The organism is Luteibacter sp. (assembly GCF_036499525.1).
GTDB lineage: Bacteria > Pseudomonadota > Gammaproteobacteria > Xanthomonadales > Rhodanobacteraceae > Luteibacter.
Genome location: NZ_DASYDO010000063.1, coordinates 24,373 through 46,952 on the forward strand (window position 1 = coordinate 24,373; position 22,580 = coordinate 46,952).

General features: G+C 67.0%; 26 protein-coding genes and 1 riboswitch. Of the genes, 11 read left to right on the forward strand and 15 right to left on the reverse strand.

Annotated elements, in window-relative coordinates; translation table 11 throughout:
• Positions 1–39: 39 nt before the first annotated feature.
• From VGM71_RS11900 to VGM71_RS11910, 3 genes are read right to left on the reverse strand one after another with little or no spacing between them, the layout of a single operon-like run.
• Entirely contained in the window at positions 40–1,296 is a 1,257-nt protein-coding gene (locus VGM71_RS11900) for a heme biosynthesis protein HemY (RefSeq protein ID WP_331545352.1), read from the reverse strand.
• A complete protein-coding gene (locus VGM71_RS11905) occupies positions 1,293–2,423 on the reverse strand; it encodes a uroporphyrinogen-III C-methyltransferase (protein WP_331545354.1) in 1,131 nt (376 codons plus the stop codon). The genes VGM71_RS11900 and VGM71_RS11905 overlap by 4 nt, the downstream gene beginning before the upstream one ends.
• A gap of 57 nt (positions 2,424–2,480) precedes the next feature.
• The gene (locus tag VGM71_RS11910; protein ID WP_331545356.1) at positions 2,481–3,251 is read right to left on the reverse strand and encodes a uroporphyrinogen-III synthase; all 771 of its coding nucleotides are present in this window, start codon (positions 3,249–3,251) and stop codon (positions 2,481–2,483) included.
• 135 nt (positions 3,252–3,386) lie between these two features.
• Here VGM71_RS11910 and VGM71_RS11915 point away from each other — a divergent pair, with 135 nt between their 5' ends.
• The 3 genes from VGM71_RS11915 to VGM71_RS11925 are packed head-to-tail and all read left to right on the forward strand — an operon-like array spanning position 3,387 to position 4,790.
• On the forward strand, positions 3,387–3,851 hold the full coding sequence (locus VGM71_RS11915; RefSeq protein WP_331545358.1) for a YiiD C-terminal domain-containing protein: 465 nt from the start codon (positions 3,387–3,389) through the stop codon (positions 3,849–3,851).
• 29 nt (positions 3,852–3,880) lie between these two features.
• Positions 3,881–4,294 (forward strand): hypothetical protein, encoded by a 414-nt coding sequence (locus VGM71_RS11920; protein ID WP_331545360.1) that lies wholly within the window; start codon positions 3,881–3,883, stop codon positions 4,292–4,294.
• Positions 4,295–4,343: 49 nt separating this feature from the next.
• Positions 4,344–4,790 (forward strand): rhodanese-like domain-containing protein, encoded by a 447-nt coding sequence (locus tag VGM71_RS11925; protein WP_331545362.1) that lies wholly within the window; start codon positions 4,344–4,346, stop codon positions 4,788–4,790.
• Positions 4,791–4,885: 95 nt separating this feature from the next.
• Here VGM71_RS11925 and VGM71_RS11930 read toward each other — a convergent pair whose 3' ends face one another.
• Complete coding sequence (locus tag VGM71_RS11930; protein WP_331545364.1) at positions 4,886–5,941, reverse strand: 2Fe-2S iron-sulfur cluster-binding protein; 1,056 nt, start codon at positions 5,939–5,941, stop codon at positions 4,886–4,888.
• A gap of 49 nt (positions 5,942–5,990) precedes the next feature.
• Here VGM71_RS11930 and VGM71_RS11935 point away from each other — a divergent pair, with 49 nt between their 5' ends.
• The 6 genes from VGM71_RS11935 to VGM71_RS11960 all read left to right on the forward strand — a co-directional run bounded on the left by VGM71_RS11935 (position 5,991) and on the right by VGM71_RS11960 (position 10,385).
• Positions 5,991–6,443 carry a hotdog fold thioesterase gene (locus VGM71_RS11935; protein WP_331545366.1) on the forward strand — a complete coding sequence of 151 codons (453 nt, stop codon included), beginning with the start codon at positions 5,991–5,993 and terminating at the stop codon, positions 6,441–6,443.
• The gene (locus tag VGM71_RS11940; protein WP_331545368.1) at positions 6,440–7,387 is read left to right on the forward strand and encodes a serine/threonine protein kinase; all 948 of its coding nucleotides are present in this window, start codon (positions 6,440–6,442) and stop codon (positions 7,385–7,387) included. The genes VGM71_RS11935 and VGM71_RS11940 overlap by 4 nt, the downstream gene beginning before the upstream one ends.
• Positions 7,388–7,403: 16 nt before the next feature.
• A complete protein-coding gene (locus VGM71_RS11945) occupies positions 7,404–7,847 on the forward strand; it encodes a hypothetical protein (protein WP_331545370.1) in 444 nt (147 codons plus the stop codon).
• Between the two features lie 19 nt (positions 7,848–7,866).
• A complete protein-coding gene (locus tag VGM71_RS11950) occupies positions 7,867–9,036 on the forward strand; it encodes a class I SAM-dependent rRNA methyltransferase (protein ID WP_331545372.1) in 1,170 nt (389 codons plus the stop codon).
• Between the two features lie 48 nt (positions 9,037–9,084).
• Positions 9,085–9,396 carry a hypothetical protein gene (locus VGM71_RS11955; protein ID WP_331545374.1) on the forward strand — a complete coding sequence of 104 codons (312 nt, stop codon included), beginning with the start codon at positions 9,085–9,087 and terminating at the stop codon, positions 9,394–9,396.
• A 113-nt stretch (positions 9,397–9,509) separates the two neighbouring features.
• The gene (locus VGM71_RS11960) at positions 9,510–10,385 is read left to right on the forward strand and encodes a hypothetical protein (RefSeq protein ID WP_331545376.1); all 876 of its coding nucleotides are present in this window, start codon (positions 9,510–9,512) and stop codon (positions 10,383–10,385) included.
• 170 nt (positions 10,386–10,555) lie between these two features.
• On the opposite strand, the gene VGM71_RS11965 is transcribed toward VGM71_RS11960, so the two are convergent.
• The 11 genes from VGM71_RS11965 to VGM71_RS12015 form a co-directional block, all read right to left on the reverse strand.
• Complete coding sequence (locus VGM71_RS11965) at positions 10,556–12,397, reverse strand: aspartyl protease family protein (RefSeq protein WP_331545378.1); 1,842 nt, start codon at positions 12,395–12,397, stop codon at positions 10,556–10,558.
• A gap of 88 nt (positions 12,398–12,485) precedes the next feature.
• Entirely contained in the window at positions 12,486–13,052 is a 567-nt protein-coding gene (gene pnuC / locus VGM71_RS11970; RefSeq protein ID WP_331545656.1) for a nicotinamide riboside transporter PnuC, read from the reverse strand.
• 1 nt (position 13,053) lies between these two features.
• Positions 13,054–15,231, reverse strand: coding sequence for a TonB-dependent siderophore receptor (locus VGM71_RS11975; RefSeq protein ID WP_331545380.1), 2,178 nt, complete (start codon positions 15,229–15,231; stop codon positions 13,054–13,056).
• Positions 15,232–15,285: 54 nt separating this feature from the next.
• Positions 15,286–15,382, reverse strand: a riboswitch (TPP riboswitch).
• Between the two features lie 21 nt (positions 15,383–15,403).
• Positions 15,404–16,537, reverse strand: a complete 1,134-nt coding sequence (locus tag VGM71_RS11980; RefSeq protein ID WP_331545382.1) for a phosphotransferase enzyme family protein — start codon at positions 16,535–16,537, stop codon at positions 15,404–15,406.
• Positions 16,534–17,268 (reverse strand): DNA-binding domain-containing protein, encoded by a 735-nt coding sequence (locus VGM71_RS11985; RefSeq protein ID WP_331545384.1) that lies wholly within the window; start codon positions 17,266–17,268, stop codon positions 16,534–16,536. The genes VGM71_RS11980 and VGM71_RS11985 overlap by 4 nt, the downstream gene beginning before the upstream one ends.
• Complete coding sequence (locus tag VGM71_RS11990; protein ID WP_331545386.1) at positions 17,265–18,107, reverse strand: DUF692 domain-containing protein; 843 nt, start codon at positions 18,105–18,107, stop codon at positions 17,265–17,267. The genes VGM71_RS11985 and VGM71_RS11990 overlap by 4 nt, the downstream gene beginning before the upstream one ends.
• Before the next feature lie 53 nt (positions 18,108–18,160).
• On the reverse strand, positions 18,161–18,424 hold the full coding sequence (locus VGM71_RS11995) for a hypothetical protein (protein WP_331545388.1): 264 nt from the start codon (positions 18,422–18,424) through the stop codon (positions 18,161–18,163).
• A 125-nt stretch (positions 18,425–18,549) separates the two neighbouring features.
• On the reverse strand, positions 18,550–19,017 hold the full coding sequence (locus tag VGM71_RS12000) for a DoxX family protein (RefSeq protein ID WP_331545390.1): 468 nt from the start codon (positions 19,015–19,017) through the stop codon (positions 18,550–18,552).
• Between the two features lie 9 nt (positions 19,018–19,026).
• Positions 19,027–19,761 carry a DNA-binding domain-containing protein gene (locus VGM71_RS12005; protein ID WP_331545392.1) on the reverse strand — a complete coding sequence of 245 codons (735 nt, stop codon included), beginning with the start codon at positions 19,759–19,761 and terminating at the stop codon, positions 19,027–19,029.
• On the reverse strand, positions 19,758–20,594 hold the full coding sequence (locus tag VGM71_RS12010; protein ID WP_331545394.1) for a DUF692 domain-containing protein: 837 nt from the start codon (positions 20,592–20,594) through the stop codon (positions 19,758–19,760). Before VGM71_RS12010 ends, VGM71_RS12005 begins: the two co-directional genes overlap by 4 nt.
• A gap of 4 nt (positions 20,595–20,598) precedes the next feature.
• On the reverse strand, positions 20,599–20,874 hold the full coding sequence (locus VGM71_RS12015) for a DUF2282 domain-containing protein (RefSeq protein WP_331545396.1): 276 nt from the start codon (positions 20,872–20,874) through the stop codon (positions 20,599–20,601).
• 272 nt (positions 20,875–21,146) lie between these two features.
• Here VGM71_RS12015 and VGM71_RS12020 point away from each other — a divergent pair, with 272 nt between their 5' ends.
• Both VGM71_RS12020 and VGM71_RS12025 read left to right on the forward strand, forming a co-directional pair.
• Positions 21,147–21,743 (forward strand): sigma-70 family RNA polymerase sigma factor, encoded by a 597-nt coding sequence (locus VGM71_RS12020; RefSeq protein WP_331545398.1) that lies wholly within the window; start codon positions 21,147–21,149, stop codon positions 21,741–21,743.
• Complete coding sequence (locus tag VGM71_RS12025) at positions 21,740–22,381, forward strand: DUF1109 domain-containing protein (RefSeq protein ID WP_331545400.1); 642 nt, start codon at positions 21,740–21,742, stop codon at positions 22,379–22,381. The genes VGM71_RS12020 and VGM71_RS12025 overlap by 4 nt, the downstream gene beginning before the upstream one ends.
• Positions 22,382–22,580: the final 199 nt, after the last annotated feature.

The window sequence follows — 22,580 nt, forward strand, 5'->3', positions numbered from 1 at the left end:
GACGCCAGACCTCTGTCAACAACCTACCCTTGCGCGCTCTCAGGGCGACAGGCGCGGCACGCCGTGCTGGTCTCGTTCTTCCACTGCGGTGACGCGTGTATCGATACGACCCGCGCGAAGTTCCTCGGGCAACGCCTCGGTGGCTTCGCCCCGCGCCAGCGCCAGCGCATTGCGATAGCAGCGCTGCGCGAGTTCGGGATGGTTCTCACCGACGTAGACATCGCCCAGTGCTTCCCAGGCCACGGCATTCGGTTCGATCGCCAGGGCGCGCTCGAGGTAAGGCCGCGCCTTGCCCCACAGGCGCACGCGCACGTACATGCGACCGACCGCTGCGAGCAACGCCGCGTCGTTGGGATGCTCGTCTACCCAGCCTTCGGCACGGCGCAGCCGCTGCTCGATGTCTTCGGCGCCCATCCCGCCGTAGGTGGCGACGAGCGCCGGCGACCATTCGCGGCGCAGCGCGGTTTCGATCTCATCCATCGCCGCCATCGTCTGGCCGTAGCGCGCGGCCTGACGCGCGTAGGCGTCGACCGCCGCAGGCAAGCGGCGCTGTCCTTTGGGCAATTGCGACCAAAGCGTGGCGAGCGTCGCGCCGTCGGTTGCGCTCATGACATACGCGGCGACGACGCGGGATTCGATGTCCGCGTAGCCGCGCGAGCCCAGCTCGCTGCTCTTCTGCAACGGGTCCAGTGCGCGCATCGCGTTGCGCGCCTCACCTGAAGCAAGCGAGGCCTCCGCGTACTCGATCCAGCCGGCTGGCGTGAGCGACCCGGCATTCGCCTCGGGCGCCAGCAGCGTGACGGCTTCGTTCGCGCGGCCGCTGCCGCGGACGTAGCGCGCACGCAGCACGCGTGCCGCGCGCGGCGTTTCCTGCGCGGCCTGGTCCAGCGTTTCCAGGGCTCGCGCGGATTCGCCATGACGTTCCGCGGCTTCGGCGGCGGCAAGCAGGGCGGGGCCGCGTACCGACGGATAACGCGCCGCGCGGTTGAGGTCGCGCTCGGCTTCGCCGTGGCGTCCTTCGATCAGGGAAACCAGGCCGTCGGCGAGACGGCGGCGGCTGAGCCGGCGATGACGCCGGGTCATCGCCCCGAAGGGCCAGCGGAGGATAGCCACGATCAATGCTATCGCCGCCCAGGCGAGCAGCAGCAGGGCGAGCGCCGTGACCACCGTCATCTGCACCTGGATACCGCGCAGGCGGATGAGTACGTAGCCCGGATCCTCGGCGACCCCATGCCACGCGAACGCCGCGACGACCGCGACGAAGATCAGGCCGACGACCCAGCGCCACGGTTTCATGGCGTGCCCTCGTGCGGCACGGCGATGCTGGCGGCATGCGCGGGTGCCGCGGCAGAACCGGCGGTGGCGGGATGCGCCACCGACGCGGCTCCTTGCAAGGCGTGTACGGAGCGCAGGTTGCGCAGTTCGGTCAGCGCGGCACCGAGCTTCGGTTCGCTGCCGCGCGCCTGGCTAGCCAGGAGCGTGGTAATGCGTGAACGCGCGGCCTGTACCGCCGGCGCATCCCCGTCGAAATACGCATTGAGCGCGGCATCGGCACGTTTCAGCGCGGCCTGGCGGCCCACGTCGTCATAGGCCAGCACGGCAGCTTCCGCGTGGGCGACGTCGAGCGAGGCCAGTTCGCGCGCGATGCGCTCGTCGGCGAGCGCCACCGGCGAACCATCGTCGTGGCTGACCCGTACGATGCTGCCCAGGGCACTGCCGGCACGCTGCCAGAAACCAGGCTGGGCATCGCCCGCCGGTTTGCCCTCGTCCCGCTTCAATGGCAGCGTGGGAAGTTGTGCCCGCAGATCGGCCAGCGTGGAAAGATCGTTGGCACGCGCGACGGGCGCGACGGCCGCCAGCGCCTCGCGCTCGGCGGCGAGATCCTGGCGCACGGCGGCGAAGGCGCTGTCGTTGACCGCGGCCAGCGTCTTGTCGGCGAGATCGTAGGCGGACAGCGCGCCGCTGGCATCGCCGAACAGCGCGAAACGTTCCTTCGCCATCCGCAGCAGCGATTCGACCTCGTCGAGAAGCATGGCGTCGTGTCCGCTCAGGCTGCGCTCGGACAGGTTCGCCACCGCATCCTCGAGGTTGCGGGTGCGCTCCGACACGCCGAGCATTTCCTCGCGCGCCGAGCGGTTCACGGCATCGGCGTCGCCAAGGCGGCGGCGCAGGTTGGCACTTTCTTCGCGCATGCCGTCGACGCCGGCCTGCAGCGTGTCGACCTGCCCGCGCAGGCCATTGGCCACGCCGAGGTCCTCGCGCATGCCCCATACCGTCCAGGCGGTATAACCCGCGACACCGAGCGCGGCGAGTGAAAACAGGATGGCGACGGCCAGGGCGCCACCGCCGCGTCGTGGCGCAGGTGGCGCTGACCGGTGCGAGGTGGCGGGCGAGGGATCGGTCGGAGTGGTCTCGTTCGTCATGGTCGCCATGCTAGCAGGCCATACGCCAACGCACGGTGCATTGGCGGCAGGCCGGATTCAGCGATGGGTGAACGACACCTCGGCGGCGGCCTTCAGCAGGTCGCCGGGCAGTGCCGACCGCGCCACAGCGATCCGGTCGAAGCCCGCCTCGGCGGCGATGTCCCTCAAGCGCTCGCTGCTGACCACGGCCACGGCCTGGACCAGCTTGCGCCAGGCGGGGGCGATCAGGGCCCGGCGCAAGTGCTCGAGGGCCTCGGCACTCGATAGCAATACGGCCGACCGGCGGCCCAGCTTGAGCAGCGGATCGATGTGGCGCCGGTCGATCCGCGGAGCCACGCGGTGGTACACGTGGATTTCCTCGAGCCGGGCGCCGCGCAAGGCAAGCTGTTCGCGAAGCAGGCCCCTGCCCCCCGGCGCGCCCACGAGGGCGACCCGCCTGCCGGCAAGGTCGGCCAGTTCGGGCATGCCGAGCACGCCCTCGCTGTCCTGGGACTTGTCGGGGAAGCAGGCATCGGGGACGTTGGCCGTCTTCAGCGCCCGCGCCGTGCCACGCCCCACCGCGATCACCGTGGCGTTCGTGGCAAGGGGAAGTACATCGGCGGCGAAGCGCACGGCGGCGGGGCTGGTGAAAACCAGCACGTCGCCATCCAGCGCGCGGCGCAGGGCCGCGTTCACGGTGGACGCATCTTCCGTGGCGCGCAGCGACAGGCCCGGCACGCTGACGGGAATGCCGCCGAGCTTGCGAACACGCCGTGCGAGGGGCCCGGCGGTACCTGCGGGACGGGTGATGACGATGGTGACGTTACGAAGGGGGAGGGAGCGACTCACTACTGAGAGTCCTGTCTGGCATCCTGCGACTGGCGGTCAGGATAGGGAAGGTGGGGACGCCGTCGCCAATGCCGAAGGTTGGGTCTTCACATACGCGTGCGAACGGTCGGCGCGGGCCCGTAGACTTCCCTGCTTATGACGACGATCCAAGCCCCTCTCCCCGAGCTCGAGCACTTCATACGCGACGGCATTCCCCTCGCCCGCGCCATGGACCTCCACATCGCCGCCTTCGACGGCGAGCGGCTCACCATGACCGCGCCACTGGCCCCGAACATCAACGACAAGGGCTGCGCCTTCGGGGGTAGCCTGGCCAGCCTCATGACCGTGGCCTGCTGGGCGCTGGTGGAAGCGCGCCTGCGCGAGCGGGGCCTGGACTGCGACGTGTTCGTGGCCGATTCCACGGTGCGCTACCTGGACCCCGTCTGGGACGACCTGCGCGTAGAAGCCACGCTCGCGCCCGGCGCCGCCTGGGAACCGTTCTTCGCCACGCTGGAGGCTCGCGGCCGCGCCCGCGCCGACTTCGCCTGCGTGGTGCCTGGCACCGGGGGGAAGCCGGCAGCCAGCCTGGACGCGCGCTTCGTGGCCAAACGCCGGGCATAATGCCGCCCGACGCCACGATGGAAGCCGCCATGCGCCCACTCGCCCTGCCCGCCCTCGCCCTTGCCCTCCTGGCCCTCGCGGGCTGCGCCACCGACAAGCGCAACCAGGCCCTGAACAAGACCCTGATGAGTTACGCATCGGCGATCCGCTGGGGCGATTTCACCGGCGCGCAGAGCTTCGTCGACAAGGACTACGCCGCCGAGCATCCCATGAGCTCCATCGAGCAGGGCCGGCTGGGTCAGCTGCGCGTGACCGGCTACGACGAGGGTTCCGGCCCGCGGCCGGACGGCGACGATGACGTGGTTCAGGTGGTCCAGATCAACGTGGTGAACATCAATACCCAGGCCGAACGCAGCCTCGTGGACCACCAGCGCTGGCATTACGACCGTGAGAAGAACAAGTGGACGCTGACGACCGGCTTGCCGGACTTCTCGCCCCACTAAGCCGATATAATCGGCCGTTTAGCCCCTCACTGGGACGCGGAAAGACCCGATGAACGACGTAATGCAGAAGCTGCCCGCCTTCGTGACCAACCACGCCCTGCTGGTGGCCGCGTTCGTGGTGATCCTCATCGCCCTCGTCGCAGGCGAGGCCGGCCGTCTGTTCCGCAAGTGGAAGTCGCTGACCCCCGCGGGCCTTACCCAGCTGATCAATCGCGACACACCGCTTATCGTGGACCTCTCCGCCAGCGCGGATTTCGAGAAGGCGCACATCCCCGGCGCGAAGAACGTGGCCATGAGCCAGTTCGATCCGGAGACGCAGAAGGATCTCTCGAAGGCGAAGGAATTGCCGGTGGTGCTGGTCGACAAGGACGGCCGCGGCGTAGGCAAGGCGGCCAACCGTCTCATCAAGGCCGGCTTCACGCGCGTCTTCGTGCTCGACGGCGGTACCTACGCCTGGCAGACCGCACAGCTGCCGGTGGCGAAGGGAAAGAAATAACGTGTAGGAGCGGACCCTGTCCGCGACGGCTTTTCGCGAAGAGCTACAGGCCCTGTTCCCCGGTGGCTAAAGACTGTCGCGGACAGGGTCCGCTCCTACAGTCCGTGGATACCCGCCCGCCCTTGCAGGATCGCGGTAAGTACATCCGGCGCCACGTCGAACGAGTCGAAGTACAGGCGATCTTCCGGCAGATCCGCATCGATGAAGAGCTGGCGCCCCGCCGCGACCATCGCCGGCGGGCCACTCATGTAGAGGTCGAAGCCGGAAAGATCCGGGTGGTCCTCGAGTAGTGCCTCGTGGATCAGGCCTTCGCGCAGGCCGCTTGCCCGGGCCGCTCCGGGATCGGACAGCACCGGCGTGAAGTGGATCGTGGGCAGTTCCCCGGTCCAGTGCCGGGCAAGGTCCAGCAGGTAGAGGTCCGCCTCGCTGCGTGCTCCCCAGTAAATGTGCATCGGCCGCCGCGTGCCCAGCGCGATGAAGTGCTCGACGAGGGCTTTCACCGGCGCGAAGCCGGTGCCGCCAGCCATGAACAGCATCGGCCGCTCCGAGTCCTCGCGCGGTACGAAGGTACCCAGCGGCACCTCGACCGTGAGCCGGTCGCCCACACGCAATGCATCGTAGACCCAGGTGGTGAAACCGCCTCCCGGTACATGACGCACGTGCAGTTCGATGAGGCCGTCTTCGCGCGGGCAACCGGCGATGGAGAACGGACGATGCTTGCCGTCATCCAGCACCACGTCCAGGTATTGCCCCGGCAGCCAGTTCACGCGGGTGCCGTCGAGCGGCTTCAGCCACACCCCGACGACATCGGGGGCCAGGGCCTGCCGCTTGACCACTTCGGTCTGGACGCGACGATGCGGAATGTCCTCCACCGAGGCGATTTCGCGGGCCTGGATGGCGATGTCGCCGCGGGGCACGGCCTGGCAGAGCAGGATCGCGTGCCGCGAGCGCGCGACGCCGGACAGCGCCACGGGCGGGTTGCGCGGATAACGGCATTCGCCGCTGACGAGCGTGGCCTTGCAGCTGCCGCACACGCCGCCGCGGCACGAATACGGGAGGGCGATTCCCGCGCGCTGGGCGGCTTCGAGCACGGTCTCGCCAGCAGCGGCGTCGAAGCGCTTGCCGGAAGCTGTCAGGGTTACGGTGGGCACTCCTACATTGTAGGACAATGACAGCTTGCCCCAAAGGAACGCGACGGCCATGGCCATCTGGAAGCATCCCATCGACCTCGCCCGGATCAACGGCTGGAGCCGCGGCACGATGATGGAAACCCTCGACATCCGCTTCACGGCGTTCGGCGACGACTGGCTGCAGGGAACGATGCCGGTCGACCGCCGCACCCAGCAGCCGTTCGGCCTCCTCCACGGCGGCGCCTCCGTCGTGCTGGCCGAGACGCTGGGCAGTTCGGCCTCGCTGCTGACCCTGGACGTCGAAAAGGAAATCGCCGTGGGCCTGGACATCAATGCCAACCACATCCGCGGGGTTCATGGCGGCACCGTTACCGGTACGGCCAAGGCGGTGCACCTCGGCCGTACCACGCAGGTGTGGGAGATCCGCATTGAAGAGGAACACGGCAGGCTTGTCTGCCTGTCGCGACTCACCATGGCGGTGATTCCATCGCCGGGTGGCGCGCCCGGAAACCTGCGCGCGTGAGCGAAGCCGCGCCATACGCCGCGCTCTCACCCGATCTCGTGCTCGCCGCCGTCGACGCGGGCGGCAGCTGGAGCGACGGCCGCCTGCTCACGCTCAACAGCTACGAGAACCGCGTGTTCCAGGTGGGACTCGAAGACGGTGGTTTCGTGGTCGCGAAGTTCTACCGCCCCGGCCGCTGGTCCGATGCCGCGATCGAGGAGGAACATGCCTTCGCGCTCGAACTCGTGGCGGCGGAGCTTCCGGTGGTGGCGCCACTGGTCGTAGACGGACACACGCTGCTGCGTCGCGACGGCTATCGCTATGCGCTTTATCCGCGCCGCGGTGGACGCGCGCCCTCGCTGGAATCCACGGACCAGCTCGAGTGGCTGGGGCGGTTGCTGGGGCGCATGCACGCCGTCGGGTCGCGCGAGCGTTTCCACGCGCGCACGACACTCGATCGCGCCACGATGATCGATACGCCGATGCGTGCGGCCCTCGGCTCGGACCTGCTTCCCGCGCACCTGTTCGACGCCTACCGGCACGCGGCGGGGCGTGTGGACGATGCGGTGGCCAACCGCTTCGAAGCCGTCGGGCCTCTGCGCCACATCCGCCTGCACGGCGATTGCCACCCGGGCAACGTGCTCTGGACCGATGCGGGCCCGCACTTCGTCGATCTGGACGATGCGCGCATGGGCCCGGCCGTGCAGGACCTGTGGATGCTGGCGGGCGACGACGCGATGATGGATGCCCTGCTGGAAGGCTACGGGCAGTTCCGCGACTTCGATCCGGTGGAACTCGCCCTTGTTCCCGCGCTGCGGGCGATGCGCCAGGTGCATTACGCCGGCTGGATCGCGGAGCGCTGGCACGATCCTGCCTTCCCGGCAGCCTTCCCGTTCGCCGGCGAGGCGCGCTGGTGGGAGCAGCACATCGCCGACCTGCACGACATCGCCGATGACCTGACCTGACTTTTTAGGAGACTCCATGCATTCGTTCCTCACCCGCGTCATCGCCGTCTTCGAGATCGCCGGCGGGCTTTTCGGGCTGGTACACCAGTTCGACCGCCTGCTGGGTGGACGCTTCGGCGGCGTGGACGCGATCGTCGCCGTCCTGGGCGTGCTGCTGTTCGCCTTCATCCTCGTGGCCGGTGTGCTCCTCGCCAGCAACGACGGGCGCGGCACCAGCATGTCGATCTGGGCGCAGTTCCTGCAGGCGCCGCTGATCGCCACCCCGGTCTTCAGCTACGCCCTTTCCAGCGGCGCGTTCGCGAACCTCTCGCTGACCTTGCAGCGCTCGCCGCGCCTCGGTTTCGACTGGGCCATCGCCGAGCACGGCTGGCTGCTAACCATCGGCGGCCCGTCGGCGGCGCACATCGGCATCAACCTCCTCGCGCTGGCCTCGTGGCTGGTCCTGCGCTTCGGACGCTGAGCACCGCTATCATTCACCGATGAACGCATCTGCCCTCCCCGTCATCCGCCTTAAGTCCGACCGTGTGCCGGGCCATCCCTGGATCTGGTCCGCCCAGATCGCGAAGCCTGCCGACCGCCTGCCGCCCGGAAGCGTGGTGGACGTGGAGGATGCCAAGGGTCGTTTCGTCGGCCGCGGCTTCTGGAATGGCCATGCCCGCGTGGCCCTGCGGCTGCTCACCATCAACCCCGACGAGGCGATCGACGACAGCTGGATCGCCGACCGGCTGGCCCGCGCCGTGGAACTGCGTCGTGAGCTGCTGCGCCTCGACGAGGTCAGCGACGCGTGGCGCGTCGTGCACAGCGAGGGCGACGGCCTGTCCGGACTGGTGGTAGACCGCTATGCGAACCATCTCGTGGTGGAGTACTTCGCCGCGGGCATGTGGCGCTTCCGCGACACCATCCACGCGGAACTGCAGCGTCACTTTCCGGGCGCATCGCTGTACTGGTTCGCCGAGCAGCACGTGCAGCGCCAGGAATCGTTCGACGTGCGCTCCAACGACGCACCGGCGGCGGTGGACGTGCAAGAACACGGCCTCGCTTTCCACGCGGCGCCGGGCCTGGGCCACAAGACCGGCTTCTTCGCCGACCAGCGCGAGAACCGCCGACGCTTCGCCACGCTTGCGCGCGGACGTCGCGTGCTCGACCTCTGCTGCAACGCCGGCGGCTTCGCCGTGCATGCGATGAAGGCAGGCGCGCTCGAAGCCACCGGCGTCGACGCGGATGCGGCGATCCTGGAGGTGGCCCGCGAGAACGCCCGCATGAACGGCGTCACCGCCCGCTTCGAACAAGGCGACGTCTTCGAATGGCTGCGCGCGGCCATCGCGCGGGGTGAAACCTGGGATGCCGTGGTGCTGGACCCGCCCAAGCTCACCCGCGACCGCAACCAGGTGATGAACGCGCTGAAGAAATACTTCGCGATGAACCGCACCGCGCTCGATGTGCTGGCACCGGGCGGCATCCTGCTCACCTGCTCCTGCACGGGGCTGGTCGGCGAGGGCGATTTCCTTGAGATGATCCGCCGCGTCGCGCTCAACGCCGGGCGCGACATCCAGGTGTTGGACGTCGCCGGCGCAGGCCCCGACCACCCGGTGGCCAGCAACGTGCCGGAGAACCGCTACCTGAAGGCGGTGTTCTGCCGGGTTGCCTGACGGCACGTTCACCCTGCCTTGATAGCGCGCCGGGACATAGTCCCGGCCATGTCCAGGAATCCCCCGCCCGACGCACTCGAACCGGCAAGCGCCGAACAGGCTCACGCGAAAGCGGCGGGCCTGGTGTACGTATGCGATACCGACCCGGGCATCACCCGGTGCAGGCGTGGCCGCTCGTTCCAGTATCTCGACGACGACGGCCAGCCGCAACCGGCGGACTCCAGCATGGTCAACGGCTGGACCGATGGCCACCTCCATCGGTGGGTTCCTGAAACCTGCCTTCGATTTCCCCGCAAATTGGAAGCAGCGACCCTGACTTTTCTGCGGCGGCGGCTTCGTGCAACGAAGCGCTCCCGCTGAGACGAATGGACGGCTATAGTGCGCGCGCGGGGTTTGGCGTTCGAATGATCTTGGGGCTGGTGACGATGTCGCGGTGGAAGGCAATCCCCGTTTTGCTGTGCCTGTGCACAGGCATGGCTACGCGTGCGCAAGAGGTCCCGGCAGGGCCTCCATTGGCGCTGTCCGGCCCGGCGGACCATCGCGGCGTGGTGGACGATACCTGGATCGTCGCACCCAAGCGGCTGGGTGACGCCACGCTGGCGGCCGTGAAGAATTATGCCGACGAAGGCGACATCGCCGCCGGCGTATCGCTGCGGTACCGGATCGACAACGCCGACTGGATCATCGCCGACGTCTTCATCTACCCGGCCGGCGAGGGCGACAACGCCACGATGCTGGGCCGGGCCATGGAGGACTTCCGGGAATCCGTGGCCTTCGCCGAGCGCCAGCAGATCTATCGCAACGTGTGGTGGGGGGATGAGAGTTCCTACACGGCGCTGCTGCCCGGCGGAAAGAAGCTGGAAGGCCGCTTCCTGCCCATCGTGTTCGACTCGCAGCAGGACATGCTCACCTCGCGCGCCTACCTTTTCTACCGCAAGCTCTATTTCGTGAAGATCCGCCTGAGCACCACGGTGGAAGCCGTGGACTCCCTGGCGGAAAACGCAGACCGCTTCATCGGCAGCCTGCTGGACGGCATCGACATCGTCAGTGTGGGCACCTGCGGACGGAAGATGGACATCGTGGTGACGCCACCGGGGCAGTCGCCTCCGGCCGGGCTGAAGGACGGTGTGAGCTCCGATGGCTATCGCATGCTGTTGAGGGCCGATCGACGCGGGACGACGGCCCACGCCACGCAGATGGCCAAGACGGCCGCGTTGGCGGCCAAGCGGCAACAGGCGAACGGCTGCACCTCGCTCGAGTATGAGCCACCGCGGGATGACGACACCCGCACGGTGCTGCACCTGTCATTCGGCCCCAACGATTGGGGTACTTCGCAGAAGCAACCCTGACAAAGAACGGCCGGGGCGCGTCCCACGCCCCGGCCGTGCCGTTCGCTGGTTGGCGAACAGGGCTCAAGTCCTTGAGCCAACCGTAGTGCCAACCTGCGGCGACCTGTCCATGATGCGTGACTTCACCGGTCCGGCCCATGGAACTATTCTGAAAAAACCCGCCAGTGTGGTTACGGCGCGAAATCCACGAGGTCCAGTATCACCTTCCGGCCGTTGGCCATGCCAAGTGCAACCTTCTGTCCCGGCTTTGCCCGGTTGAAGATGTCACGCCAGCCCCAGCCGCCAAGTTTCGCCGCAGGCACGCCGTCGACCGTGAGAATGGCGTCGCCTGACTTGAGGCCGGCTTTGGCGGCAGGGCTTCCCGGCACCACGAGCGCCACCGCGAAGCGATCCGGGCGATCTTCTTTCCTACCGACGCGCACGCCGGGATCGAGGTTCCAGGGACCGCCGGGCGTCGACGCCCGCGGCGCGAGGTACATGGCGGCCCGGCGGTAGTCCATGTGCACGAGGAACTGCGAGAGCACGTCCTGCCCGATGTTTCCGGCTTCACTCACGTTCGCCGTGGCGCCGGCGTTCGGCGGCGTCAGTTGGGCGACGTAGCCGTGGACCGTGAGGTCGCCGATACCGAGCGACTCGATATGCGAGATGCGCGACACGAAGGAACCGCCCACGCCGCCACCACCTCCCAATGCGTAACCCTTGCTGTAGCGGTCGAACAGGCCGTTGCGCTCCATCCATTGCGGAAAGACCAGCAGGTGGCCGCTGTTGCCGGTGTCGATGCCGAACACGCCGGGCCGGCCGTCCAGCGAGCCGTCGACGAGCGGCATGTCGGAGGTAAAACGCAGGGGCACGGCCGTGCCCTTGCCGGGCGACGGGGGCGTATCGGCTTCAAACGGGGCCAGCATGAGACGCTTGCCGTCGTAATCGAACGTGACGGCGAAGCGTTCGAACACTTCGAGGCCAAGAATGCCGGCGATAGGCGTGCGCTCGCCACGATCGGAGAAACTGAATCCAAACGGCATCACGAGGAAGGTCTGGTCGCGAATCTCTGCGTCGCCCAGCGCCATCGAGCCTACGCGCGCGTAGGAGATCGCCATGGAGCCCGGCCCTGAGCCCGTGCTGACGCCCTTGCCCTGGCCCTTGATGCCGAGCTTCTCCGCCGTCGCCTCGGTGAGGATGGCGTGGCCGCCGGTGTCGAGGATGAACGGCAGCGGCTTGGCGCCATTGATGGAAACGTCCACAAGCAGCGCGCCGCCTTCGAGCGTCATCGGCGTCGATGCCTCGCGCGCGCCGCCACGCATGACGACGTCGCCGGGCAGCAGCGGCGGGCGCTCCAGCGCTTTGGCCAGGGTCGCGGTGTCAGGTGAGGTGTAACGATCGATGCGGACGGTCTCGTTGCTGTCTTCCGTACCGCTGTCGGTCTTCGCCACGGTGGCGATGCGGTAAGGCATCGGTACGCCATCCGTATCGCGGTAATCCGTAAACTCACGGGTCACGGTGAAGAATGAGGAACGCCACTGCGCACGCAGCACACGCCCCGTCGGGCGATCCATCCACAACGTGACGGTGCGACCGTCGTGCGGCGTGGCCTCGACGCGCAGCAGGCCGCCGTCGACCTTCGCCGCCGAATACACCGTGTCGTCGCTATCCAACCAGCCCATCCGCAGCAGCCAGCCTTCGGTCACGGCGACCGGGCGCGCTTCTCTGGAATCGAGCGGATGCACGCCGCCGGACACATCCTGGTGCCAGCGGCCCTTGGCATCCGCACCGTCGGCATAGGAGCGTGCCGGGTTGGCTATGGACACTCGCCAGGCGTCGGCGTGACGGTCCACCGCCTCACGCCAGGTGCTGTCGAGGCCTTCACTTTCCTGCTTGCCTTCGGCGACGAACGCAGAGTGAGCCTTCAGCCCAGTGGCGGCCGCGATACGTGCGGCCTGCAACGGAGGCGGAGCTTCAGCGACAGCGACGGCCGGAACGGCGAGCGTAATCAGTAGAAGCAGGGACAGGCGCATCGTTCACCTCTGTCTTGCGCGGGGTCATTGCATCCTAGGCAAACGCCCCCGCCGCTCGCAGGTGCCAGACGTCAGGAGCCGTCCGTGCTCAAGCAGGGGCGGAGGCCACCTGGTGCCGCCAAGCCTTCAATCCCATCGCCGCGAGCACAATCAAGCCCACGTACAACACCGCCGTAACCGGCAGCGACTTGTAAACGTACTCGCCCACGTAGAACACATCCACCGCGATCCACAGCCACCACGCCGCCGCATGGCGTCGCGCCTGCCACCACTGTGCGACGAGGCTGAAAGCAGTGAGGGCCGCGTCCAGCCAGGGCAGCGATGCGTCGGTGTAGCGATGCATGGCGTAACCCAGGGCCAGCGCCGCGGCGCTGCCGATGGCGAGGTGCTGCGCCGCCTCTCGCGGCGACAGCGATGTCACGCGTACATGGCCGCTCTCGTCGAGGTTGCTCATCCAGCGACGCCATCCGTACAGGATAAGTACGGCGAAGATTGCCTGCAGCAGCATGTCCGAATAGAGCTTCGCGTCGACGAAGATCCACGCATAGGCGATCACCGACACCAGCCCCACCGGCCAGCACCATGGGCTGCGTCGCGCGGTCAGCCACACGCCGGCCGCACTCACGAGAGCGGCAGAAACCTCGAAGGGAGACAGTTCAAAGCTCATAGGTCATCGACAGGCGCGCCAGGCGCGGCATGCCCGGGAACAGGTAGCTGTCGCCACCCGAACTGCCGGTGTCGCGCCAATAGAAGTGGTTGAAGACGTTGTCGACATTCAACCGGAAAGTCAACGCATGGCCATCGACATGCGTCGCGTAACGCAGGCCTGCGTCGAACACATGGTACGCCGGCACCCGCAGGCTGCCATCGGGTGTCGCGACATTGGCGCTCGCATAACGCCAGCCGCCGAGGACGGCCAGACCCGGTGCGAAGGGCAGGCTGTAGTCGGCATACAGCGCCGTGCGCCAGCGCGGCACGTTGACCACCTGGTGGTCCTCGTACGAAGGCGCACCGGTATCCTCGGCGCGCGCACGAATGACGTTCGCACTGGCGGTGAGTCGCAGGTTGTCGGTGACGCGGCCCGCGAGGTTCAACTCGATGCCCGTGTGCACTTCCTGACCCTGCTGCACGAAGGTAAAGGCTTCCGGCGTGTCGTCCGGTCGCGCGAACTGGTACGACTGGCGGATGCGGTAGAGGGCTGCCTGGAGGTCGAGTGCATCGTTCACCGCATACTTCACGCCCGCTTCCACCTGGCGCGAATGCAGAGGCGCCAGCGTCGTGCCGCCGTTGGATGTCCAGTACGGTGCTTCGCGCCCGAGCGACAGGCCCTCGCCGTAGCTGACATACGTGGTAAGGGGCTCGCTGGGCTGCCAGAGCACGGCCGCCTGCGGCAGCGTCTTGTCCATGCGCGTATGCCGGTCGGGCGCGCCGGCATCGTCGTACGAGCGCTCGTCGAGGCGCACGTAACGCGCACCCGCCAGTACCTGCCAGGCCTCGCCCAGATGCACCCGGTCGATGGCGAACAGTGTGCGCTGCCAGCTTGTCAGGCGCCGCACGGACGGCCCAGGCTGGTTCGGCGACGGGTCGAACACCGGCACGACCCGGTCGTCTATGTTCGCGGTGCCCACGTAGTCGTACACATAGGGACGTTGGTCGACCGTACGCCGGAACGACGTGGCGCCAAGGTTGAGTTCGTGGTCCACCGATCCTGTGGCGAAGCTTCCCGTGACCACGCCGCGCAGCTCGTCGTTCTGCCGCGTATCGTCCGGACTGCGGAAATCGTAGACGTCGTAGTCGCCGTTAGGCGCAAAGAAATAGCCGGGCGTGGCGCCCGACGCGCAGGATGCCGCGTAGAAACAGCCGTAGGCGAAGGCGACGTTGTCGTCGATCACCGTGTGGCTGTGGCCCGCCGAAAGCTGGGCGTTCCAGTTATCGCTGAAGCGGTAGTTGAAGCGCAGCGAGCTATTGCTCGCATGAATGCCCACCGGCCGCTGCCATGGCTGGTAGCCGAGCAGCCGCGTGCGGCTCGGATGTTGCGGAATATCCGTGCCGCCGAGCAACTGGTAGCCCGACGCCGAGCGCTGCCCGCTGGTCTGGTAATCGGTATCGAGCAGTAAGGTCGCCTTGTCGCTGATCTTCCAGTCCGCCGCGACGGAGACGAAGCTGCGCCGGCCATCGGCGTGCTCGACGTACGAATGCGTCTTTTCGTTCGCTGCGTTAACGCGCACGCCGAAGGTCGGAGTGAACCAGGCGCCGAGGTCCAGGGCCTCGTAGCTCGATCCATGCGAGTCGGTGCCGACAGTCACCGTGTGCACGTCCGCCGTGCGCTTGCTCACGTAGTTCACGAGGCCACCCGGCTCGACGACGCCTGCTTCGAGCCCGCCGAGCCCCTTGAGGACCTCCACGCGCTCCTTGCCTTCGAGCGCCAGCAGTTGCTCCGCCGACATGATCATGCCGTTGAAGCGGAAGCCCGTGGCAAGGTCGAGGGGGAAGCCGCGAATCGATACGTCCTGGTAGTAGCCGGCCGGCGCGTAGTTGTCGTTGATCGCCGCATCGCCGCGCACCAGTTCGCTCAGGGTCCGTGGTTGTCGGTCGTCGATCTGCGCGCGGGTGATCACGGTGATTGCCGCGGGCGTGTCGTGCAGCGGGGCACTGCCGAAGCTGCCGAAGGTGTCGAGTTGGGAATCGGTGGCGCGGTAGCTGTTGGCCGTCGTTGCGTGGACGTCCACGGTCGGCAGGGTGCGCGCCTGTTGCGGCGTCGACGCTTCGTCGGCGGCGTGGGCGGTCGTGATAAAGAGCAGGGCCAGGGCGAGCGGGGTACGGGAGAGGGTCATCGTCGTCTTCAGGTTCACGGACGAAGCGACGGCGAACCACGGGCGCTACCAGCCTCCGTGGTTCTGCAAGCTCCCTACGCCGGTACTAACCGGGTCAGGTTCCAAGGGACTCTCTCAGCCCGGCATTCGCCGGGCACCCCCGCTTCTAGAGCGCCTATTGAACCACGAATCGTCAGACCGCGCTGCGTATGGCCTCGAGCAGGGCTCGGCCATAAGGGCCGGTGAACCAGGCGGCATGGCCACGGAGGAAGGCGTGGTAGGCCACGTCGGCATGGTCGCGGCGACCGGTGATGCCCTCGAAGTACTCCACCTCCGAGAGCGCGAAATCCAGGTGCACGATGGGAAGCAGCCTGGCCAGGACGTCCAGCGCGTCGGCATCCAGGGGCCGCACCAGCCGGTAGCCCGCGATGATCGCCAGGGCCAGATCAGGCCTTGCGATGTCTGCGCGATCGATCTCCAGCCACGCGATGGCGTTGCGTTCGATGGTGGTGGCGAGGTCGAACAGGGCGAACGTGGCCGCGCTGAGACCGAAGTCGAGGACATCGGTAATGACCGCGCCGTCTTCCGGGCCGCTCCAGCACAGATTGGAGACGTGCCAGTCGCCATGCGTCCACAGGCGCGACTGGGTGGCGAGCGCTTCGGCCGCATGTTCATGCCATGGCGCGATGGCGTCGCCGATCTCGCCGCGCCAGTCCCGGTCATTCAGATAGCGCGCCAGGGCGGGACGCGCGAGGAGCTGGGTGGCGATGGTCGCCAGCGGATCGTTCGATGCGAGGATGTCGGAGCGAGCAACGAGGATATGCGTGTGGCGTTGTGGCGCGTCGTATGCCTCGGCGGCCACATGCATCCGTGCGAGCATGCTTCCAGCAGCGATCGCATGGCCTTGGGCACCCATGGGCGACCACGAAAATGCGTCGCGATAGATGTCGACGCCACGTGCGGGTTCGTGCAGTTCGTATATCCAATCCCGCGATCCGAACGCGGTCATGCCGTCGGCGTCGCGAAGGATGCGCGGCACGGGTATGCCGGCCTCGCGGAGAAACGTGGCGAAGCGATGCTCCTCCGCCAGTGAGGTTTCGTCGCGCACGCTCCGGTGATGACGTTTGATGAAAACGCTTCCCGCCGTGGTCGTGACGAGCGCGGCGGCGGAGAGCGGCCTCGGACTGTGCCAGTCGACGGAGCGCAGTTCGCCCAGCGACGGAACGCGCGCGATGACCTTTGCCGTCTCTTCCGCCGTCAACGCCGGCCAGTCGGGTTCCAGTTGATCGCCGGCCAGTCCGTGCGAAAAATGCGCCTCATCGATCATCGACGCAAGCCGCGAATCATCCCTTCGGCCGTCCACGCGCCCAGGCAGCCGCCGGCGATGCGGGCGGTCTGCTCCCCGTCGTGCGTGCGGCCCAGGGCAGCGCAGATTTCGCCGAAGCTGGCGCCGGCCAGGGCAAGGTCGAGACAAGTGGCCTCATCGGCGGTCATGCTGGCGAAGCGCGGCGACAGGCCCTGCCGCCACACCCGCGCACCCACCCCGGCATCCACGATGACCACCGGTGGCGGAGGCGTTTCATCGGCCAGTGCACGCCAGATCGCCACCGCATTGCTGAGCATGGGGCGAAAGCGCAGCGTCGGTACGAAGTCGATTTCCACATTCTCCCAGTCATCGGCGACCAGGTCGTGAACTTCCATGGGCTGCGCGTCGGGGCCTGAGAACGCGCGCCGCAGGTGCCAGTCCAGCCAGGCCAGTTCGCCTACTTCGGCATCCGCGGGGTAGGCATTCTCCAGCCATTGGACGAAGTATTCGCCATACGCGTCCATGGTCCACGACGAGGGCTTATGACGGTCGATGTAGCGCGACGCATTGGCATCGAAAGCATCGTCGCCAAGCCACAGAACCGTCTTCCCGTAAGCCTCGCGGAGGCAGGCGCGAAGCTGCGCGCGATAGTTGTTCGCATACACGGCCATGCCGTGCGCATCGACGCCCTCGGGAACCGCACCCATGCCGAGCGCGACGGCAAAGGCGTGCTGTCGTTCCCTGAGGTTCATGCGGCGCGTGACCGTGCATCGCCGGCGAGCGAGCGGGCATGCGCCAACTCGGCCAGCAGGTCCGCCAGCGGTGGAATATGGTCGTCGCGCTCGATCATCACCGCGACGTCACCCAGACGTTCGGCGAAGCGTGCATAGAGCGCCCACACCGGATCGCATACGGGGGAATCGTGCGTGTCGATGAGCATGTCGCGCCCCTGGCTGTGCCCGGCCAGGTGAATCTGCAGCACGCGGTCGAGCGGAAGGCGCCGCAGCCAGTCGTCGGGATCGAAGCCATGGTTCGTCGCGCTGACATAGATGTTGTTCACATCGAGCAGGAGGTAGCAGCCGGTGCGCGCGCAGAGTTCGGTGAGGAAGGAGGCCTCACTCATGCCTGCCTCGGGAAACGCAAGGTAAGTGGACGGATTTTCCACCACGAGGGGCCGCCCGAGTGCATCCTGCACGGCGTGCACGTTGGATGCAACGAGGTCGAGTGCTTCCTCCGTATACGGCAACGGAAGCAGGTCGTGCGAATTGAAACCTTCCACGCCTGTCCAGCAGAGATGGTCGGACACCCATAAGGGTTGGAAGCGGTCCGCAAGACGGCGTAAACGGGCAAGGTAGTCCAAGTCGACACCATCGCTGGAGCCGATGTTCATCGAAACGCCGTGCAGGGCAACCGGATATCGCTCGCGAATGCCGGCGAGCACGTCGAGCGGCTTGCCGCCCTCGACCATGAAGTTTTCGGAGATGACTTCGAGGAAATCCACCGGCTGAGCCGTTTCGAGGAAATCGTCGTAATGCGGGATGCGCAGGCCTAGCCCGAAGCCGGACAATGGTGTCGGTGAAGGGTGGGACATGCGACGCTCCAGGCAGACGACCCGGCTACCCGTGGGTAACCGGGCCACGGTACTTACTGAGCAGTCTCGCTACCGCCCTGAGCCTTGCATTCCTTCACCGAGATTTGCTTGAAGCCCTGGCCCTTGCAGCTGTTCATGCCCTTGCACTCGTTATGGGCAGTCTTGCAGTCAGACGTGCCCTTGCAAGTGTTGACGCCGTAGCAATGCACGGTCTTGCCGGCGGCGTGTTCCGCGGCCTGGGCCGGGGCAGAGATCGCGGCGACCGAGACGGCGAAAATGGCGGCGGCGGCGGCGATGCTGTGGGTGGCGGTATGCATGGTCTTTCTCCGTGACAGGATAGTTTGCCGGGATGGCGTTGACAGTTCGCTGCGCCGGCCCATTCGGTTACACCAGAATGCCTTTTCCCGACCGGCGCCTTGAGAATTATTCGATCAGCCGCTTTTTAGCGGATGCCTGAGAACCTGTCCAGCGAGAGGCGGCCACCGCCGCGCCCGATGAGGTAAAGCAGGATGGCGGCCCAGGAGAGATGGGTCGGCCATGCGTCGGGATATACGAAGATCTCGATGATCGTGGTCATGCCCAGCAGCACAAACGCCGAGAAACGCGTGAACAGGCCCAGCACCAGTAACACGGGGACGAAGGTTTCCACACCGGCCGAGAGGTGGGCCGCCATTTCCGGCGGAACGAGCGGCAGACGGTACTCACTACGGAATAACTCATAGGTTCCCTCGGTGACGGTGAGGAAACCCTCTACCTTCGTGCGGCCGGACTGGAAGAAGATGGCGGCGATGGACAGGCGCCCTGCAAGCGCAAGCAGGTCGTGCCCGATCCATCGTGCGAGGCCTTCGGCGAGAGCATTCCAGCGGCTGCGAAAAGTGGGACGAGCGGACGTGACAACGGTGGATGACATGGGATTCCTTCAGGACTTGGCGAATGCGCCGGACTGCAGGAGCCCGGAAAGAATGAGGTCGATACGCGCCTCGGAATGCGCCTCGGCCACCGCCAGGGTCGCTTCGCCGAGCGTCGCTCCCGCTTCGCAGGCTTCGAGCAACGCGACATCTACGACCCCTGCCCGGAGGACGCGGACATCGTGCGCCACGCGAACCACGACGGCATATTCAGGATCCCAGGCAAGGGTGTCGTCCACCGGCTTACCCTGGCGACTGGCCTGCCAGATCGTGCGTGCCGGCAACGCCGACGCGAACCAGCGTGTTGCCGGATGAAGGCGCAGGCGCATGCCGGCCAGCGCCTGGGGGGCGAGCGCCGCCAGGTGTTGCGTGCCGAGTGGTGTCGCGTCCGCGGCATGGAGGCTTTCCGACCACAGGCGATCGAGACGCGCGACATCGGCCAGGTAGGGCAGACCGGATGCCGGCTCGAAGCCGGCGAGGAAACGGGGGAACGCTTCGCCGTACGTGGAGAGGCGTGCATCGCGAGGTGGATCCTCCGCGACGTGTATCGCGGCGGCGGCGCGGAACCAGTCGCGGCCGACCAGGCATACCACGGCCGGAAAATTCCCTTCCAGCGCGTCCAGGGACGCACGCATCACGGTATTGCGGTACACCGCGAAGGCGGGATGCCCCGCCGGGGCGAATGCGGACGCCTCGTCGAAGAGGGCGCCGGCAAAATTACGCTGGAACGATGCCAGTCCGCTCATGCGGCCATCCGGTGTTCGGCGAGCAATACATTCGCACGGACGCATTCCTCGTGCAGCTCGTCGAACGACGGAATGTTGCCGTCTCGCTCGATCAGTGTCGGTCGCGCGCCCACCAGCGCCAGGACGTGGCGATAAAGCTCCCACACCGGTTCGGCGACAGGCGCATCGTGCGAATCCACCAGCAAGCCGCCAGCGGAACCGTCGTCGACACCATGGCCGGCGAGATGGATCTCGGTCACGGAGCGCAGCGGAAACCGGTCGAGATACGCGCGCGCATCGGTACCGAGGTTATGCGCACTCACATAGACGTTGTTGATGTCGAGGAGCAAGCCGCAGCCACTGCGGCGTACCAGTTCCGCGAGGAAGTCGGTTTCACTCCAGTCGTGCCCTTCGAGCGCCAGGTAATGCGACGGGTTTTCCAGCGAGAGCTTCCGTCCAAGCGCATCCTGGCTGCGCTGCACGTTCTCTACCACACGAGCGAGCGCTTCGTGGCTGCGCGGGAACGGCAGCAGGTCCGGGACGTAGGCTCCACCCCAGGTCGACCATGCCAGGTGTTCGGATACCAGGACCGGCTTCACGCGATCGACAAGGCGACGAAGCCGGTGCAAATGCCGTGGATCCGGCGGCGCGGCCGCCGCCAGGGAAAGGGATACGCCATGGAGCGACACGGGATGGCGTTCCGCCAACGCGTCGAGCATGGCCGGATGCGGACCGCCCTCGGCCAGGTAGTTTTCGGGATGAACCTCGAACCATAGTCCCGGCGACGCGCGATGCAATGCGTCCTCGATATGCTGTGGCTTGAAGCCCATGCCGGCGGCGAGCGGTCCGCGCATGGTGTCAGCCCACTTTCATGAGCGAGCCGTTGCCGTTCGGCGTCTTGATCGAGGTACAGGTGCCGGCCGGCACGAGCTTCCACGCGTTCTTCTGGTAATCGGCCTTGGCCGTGCCCGCACAGGTGGTGCCTGGGCCGGCGGCGCAGTCGTTCTGCCCGGCCTTGGAGACGCCCCAGCACTTCTCCATGGCGGGCTTCGCGCCCTGCTTGTCGTCGGCGTGGGCGACACCGGTCACCAGCGCGGCGAGGGTGAGGGCGAGCGTGGCGGCGTGACGATTCATGCGTTGAATCCTTTGGATAGCGGACAACATGTCCGGGGTCGTGGTGGAGTTCGCTGACGGGGTCGCGCTGGTTACAGCATGGAAAAAACGTCGAAAAGCGAAAATGTGGGAGAAATATCCAAGAACCCTGTAACCGCACAGCCCGCCCGGACGAACTGGCGCATATGAACACCCGTGCGTCGCAATGGCTTTTCGCATTCCCGGCACCGCGGCATGCACCTATACGTCCAGGCTATTGCGATGTCCGACGCAGCAAGGCTAAATCCCCGTCGATGAAAAACCGACAGGTCAGCGCTGAGGTCGTAGAAAGACATCAGGCAGGCAGGTCGCCGGCCGAGTTGGAGCTGCGCGTATATTTTATCGACGGACTTGCCGGTGACACGGCGTGCTACCGTCGTTTTCTCGACGGCCTGTCGGGCCATCTCAGGGCGTACCTCCGCCGCCGCTTGCCGCGGGCGCAGGCGGACGTGGAAGATATCCTGCAGGAAACCCTGCTGGCCATACACAACGCGCGACACACCTATCGAACGGAGCAGCCACTCACCGCCTGGGTCCATGCGATCGCCCGCTACAAGCTGATGGACTTCTTTCGAGCCCATTCGCGCCGTGAGGCGCTGCACGAGCCGTTCGAGGACGACGGTGGCTTGTTCGTCGCCTCCGACGTGGAGCCGACCGACGCACGGCGCGATGTCGGCGTCCTGCTCAAAGGGCTGCCCGACCGCCACCGGGTACCGATCCAGCTGGTGAAGCTGGAAGGCCTGTCCGTCGCCGAGGCTGCGCAACGCTGCGGTATGTCCGAGTCCGCCGTGAAGGTCGGCGTGCATCGCGGCCTGAAGGCCCTGGCGGCGCGCATCCGGGTGCAGTCGTGAAAACCGACGACCTGATCGCCCTGCTCGCGACGCAGGCGCCGCCGGTGGACCGTCACGCTCCCGCGCGCCGCTTTGCGTTGGCCTGGGTCGCCGGCTTCGTGGCTGCGTTGCTGTTGATGGTGGTGTTGCTGGGGGTCCGGCCGGACCTCGAAGAGGCCATAGCCCTGCCGAACTTCTGGTTCCGGCTGTGCTATGCCAGCGCCATCGCCGCCGCGGCCCTCTGGGTCACGGGCCGCCTGGCCCGGCCCGGCGTGCGTGTCGGCGGGGCCTGGGCCGTACTGGCCACGCCGGTGGCGCTGGGCTGGGTGGCCATGGGCTGGGTACTGGCCCATGCGGCCCCCGGTACCCACCTGCCGCTGATCCTGGGCCATACCTGGCGCGTTTGCCCCATCCTCATCGCCACGCTGGCCATGCCGGCCTTCGTCGCCATGCTCTGGGCCGTCCGCGGGATGGCGCCGGTGCGACCTCGCCTGGCCGGCGCGGCGGTCGGCTTGCTGGCGGGGGCTACCGGTACGGTGGCCTATTGCTTGCACTGCCCGGAACTTGCGCCGCCGTTCTGGTCCACATGGTACCTGCTGGGTATGCTCATCCCCGCCGCCCTCGGCACGCTGGTGGGTCCGCGCGCGCTGCGTTGGTGACCCCCGGGAAAATTCGGGCGCTTATTCGGCAAATCGTTCAAAACGCCATACAGTCGATGGCGAACAGGCCGCTATACCTTCAAACTAGGTACGCGGTCGGGATATCCCTGGGTGCCGCCAGGGCCTCGGACCATTCAGCGGCCGGTGGATGAAGTGCCTTGTCATCGCTGGCCAACCATGTCGGGACGACGGACAGAGG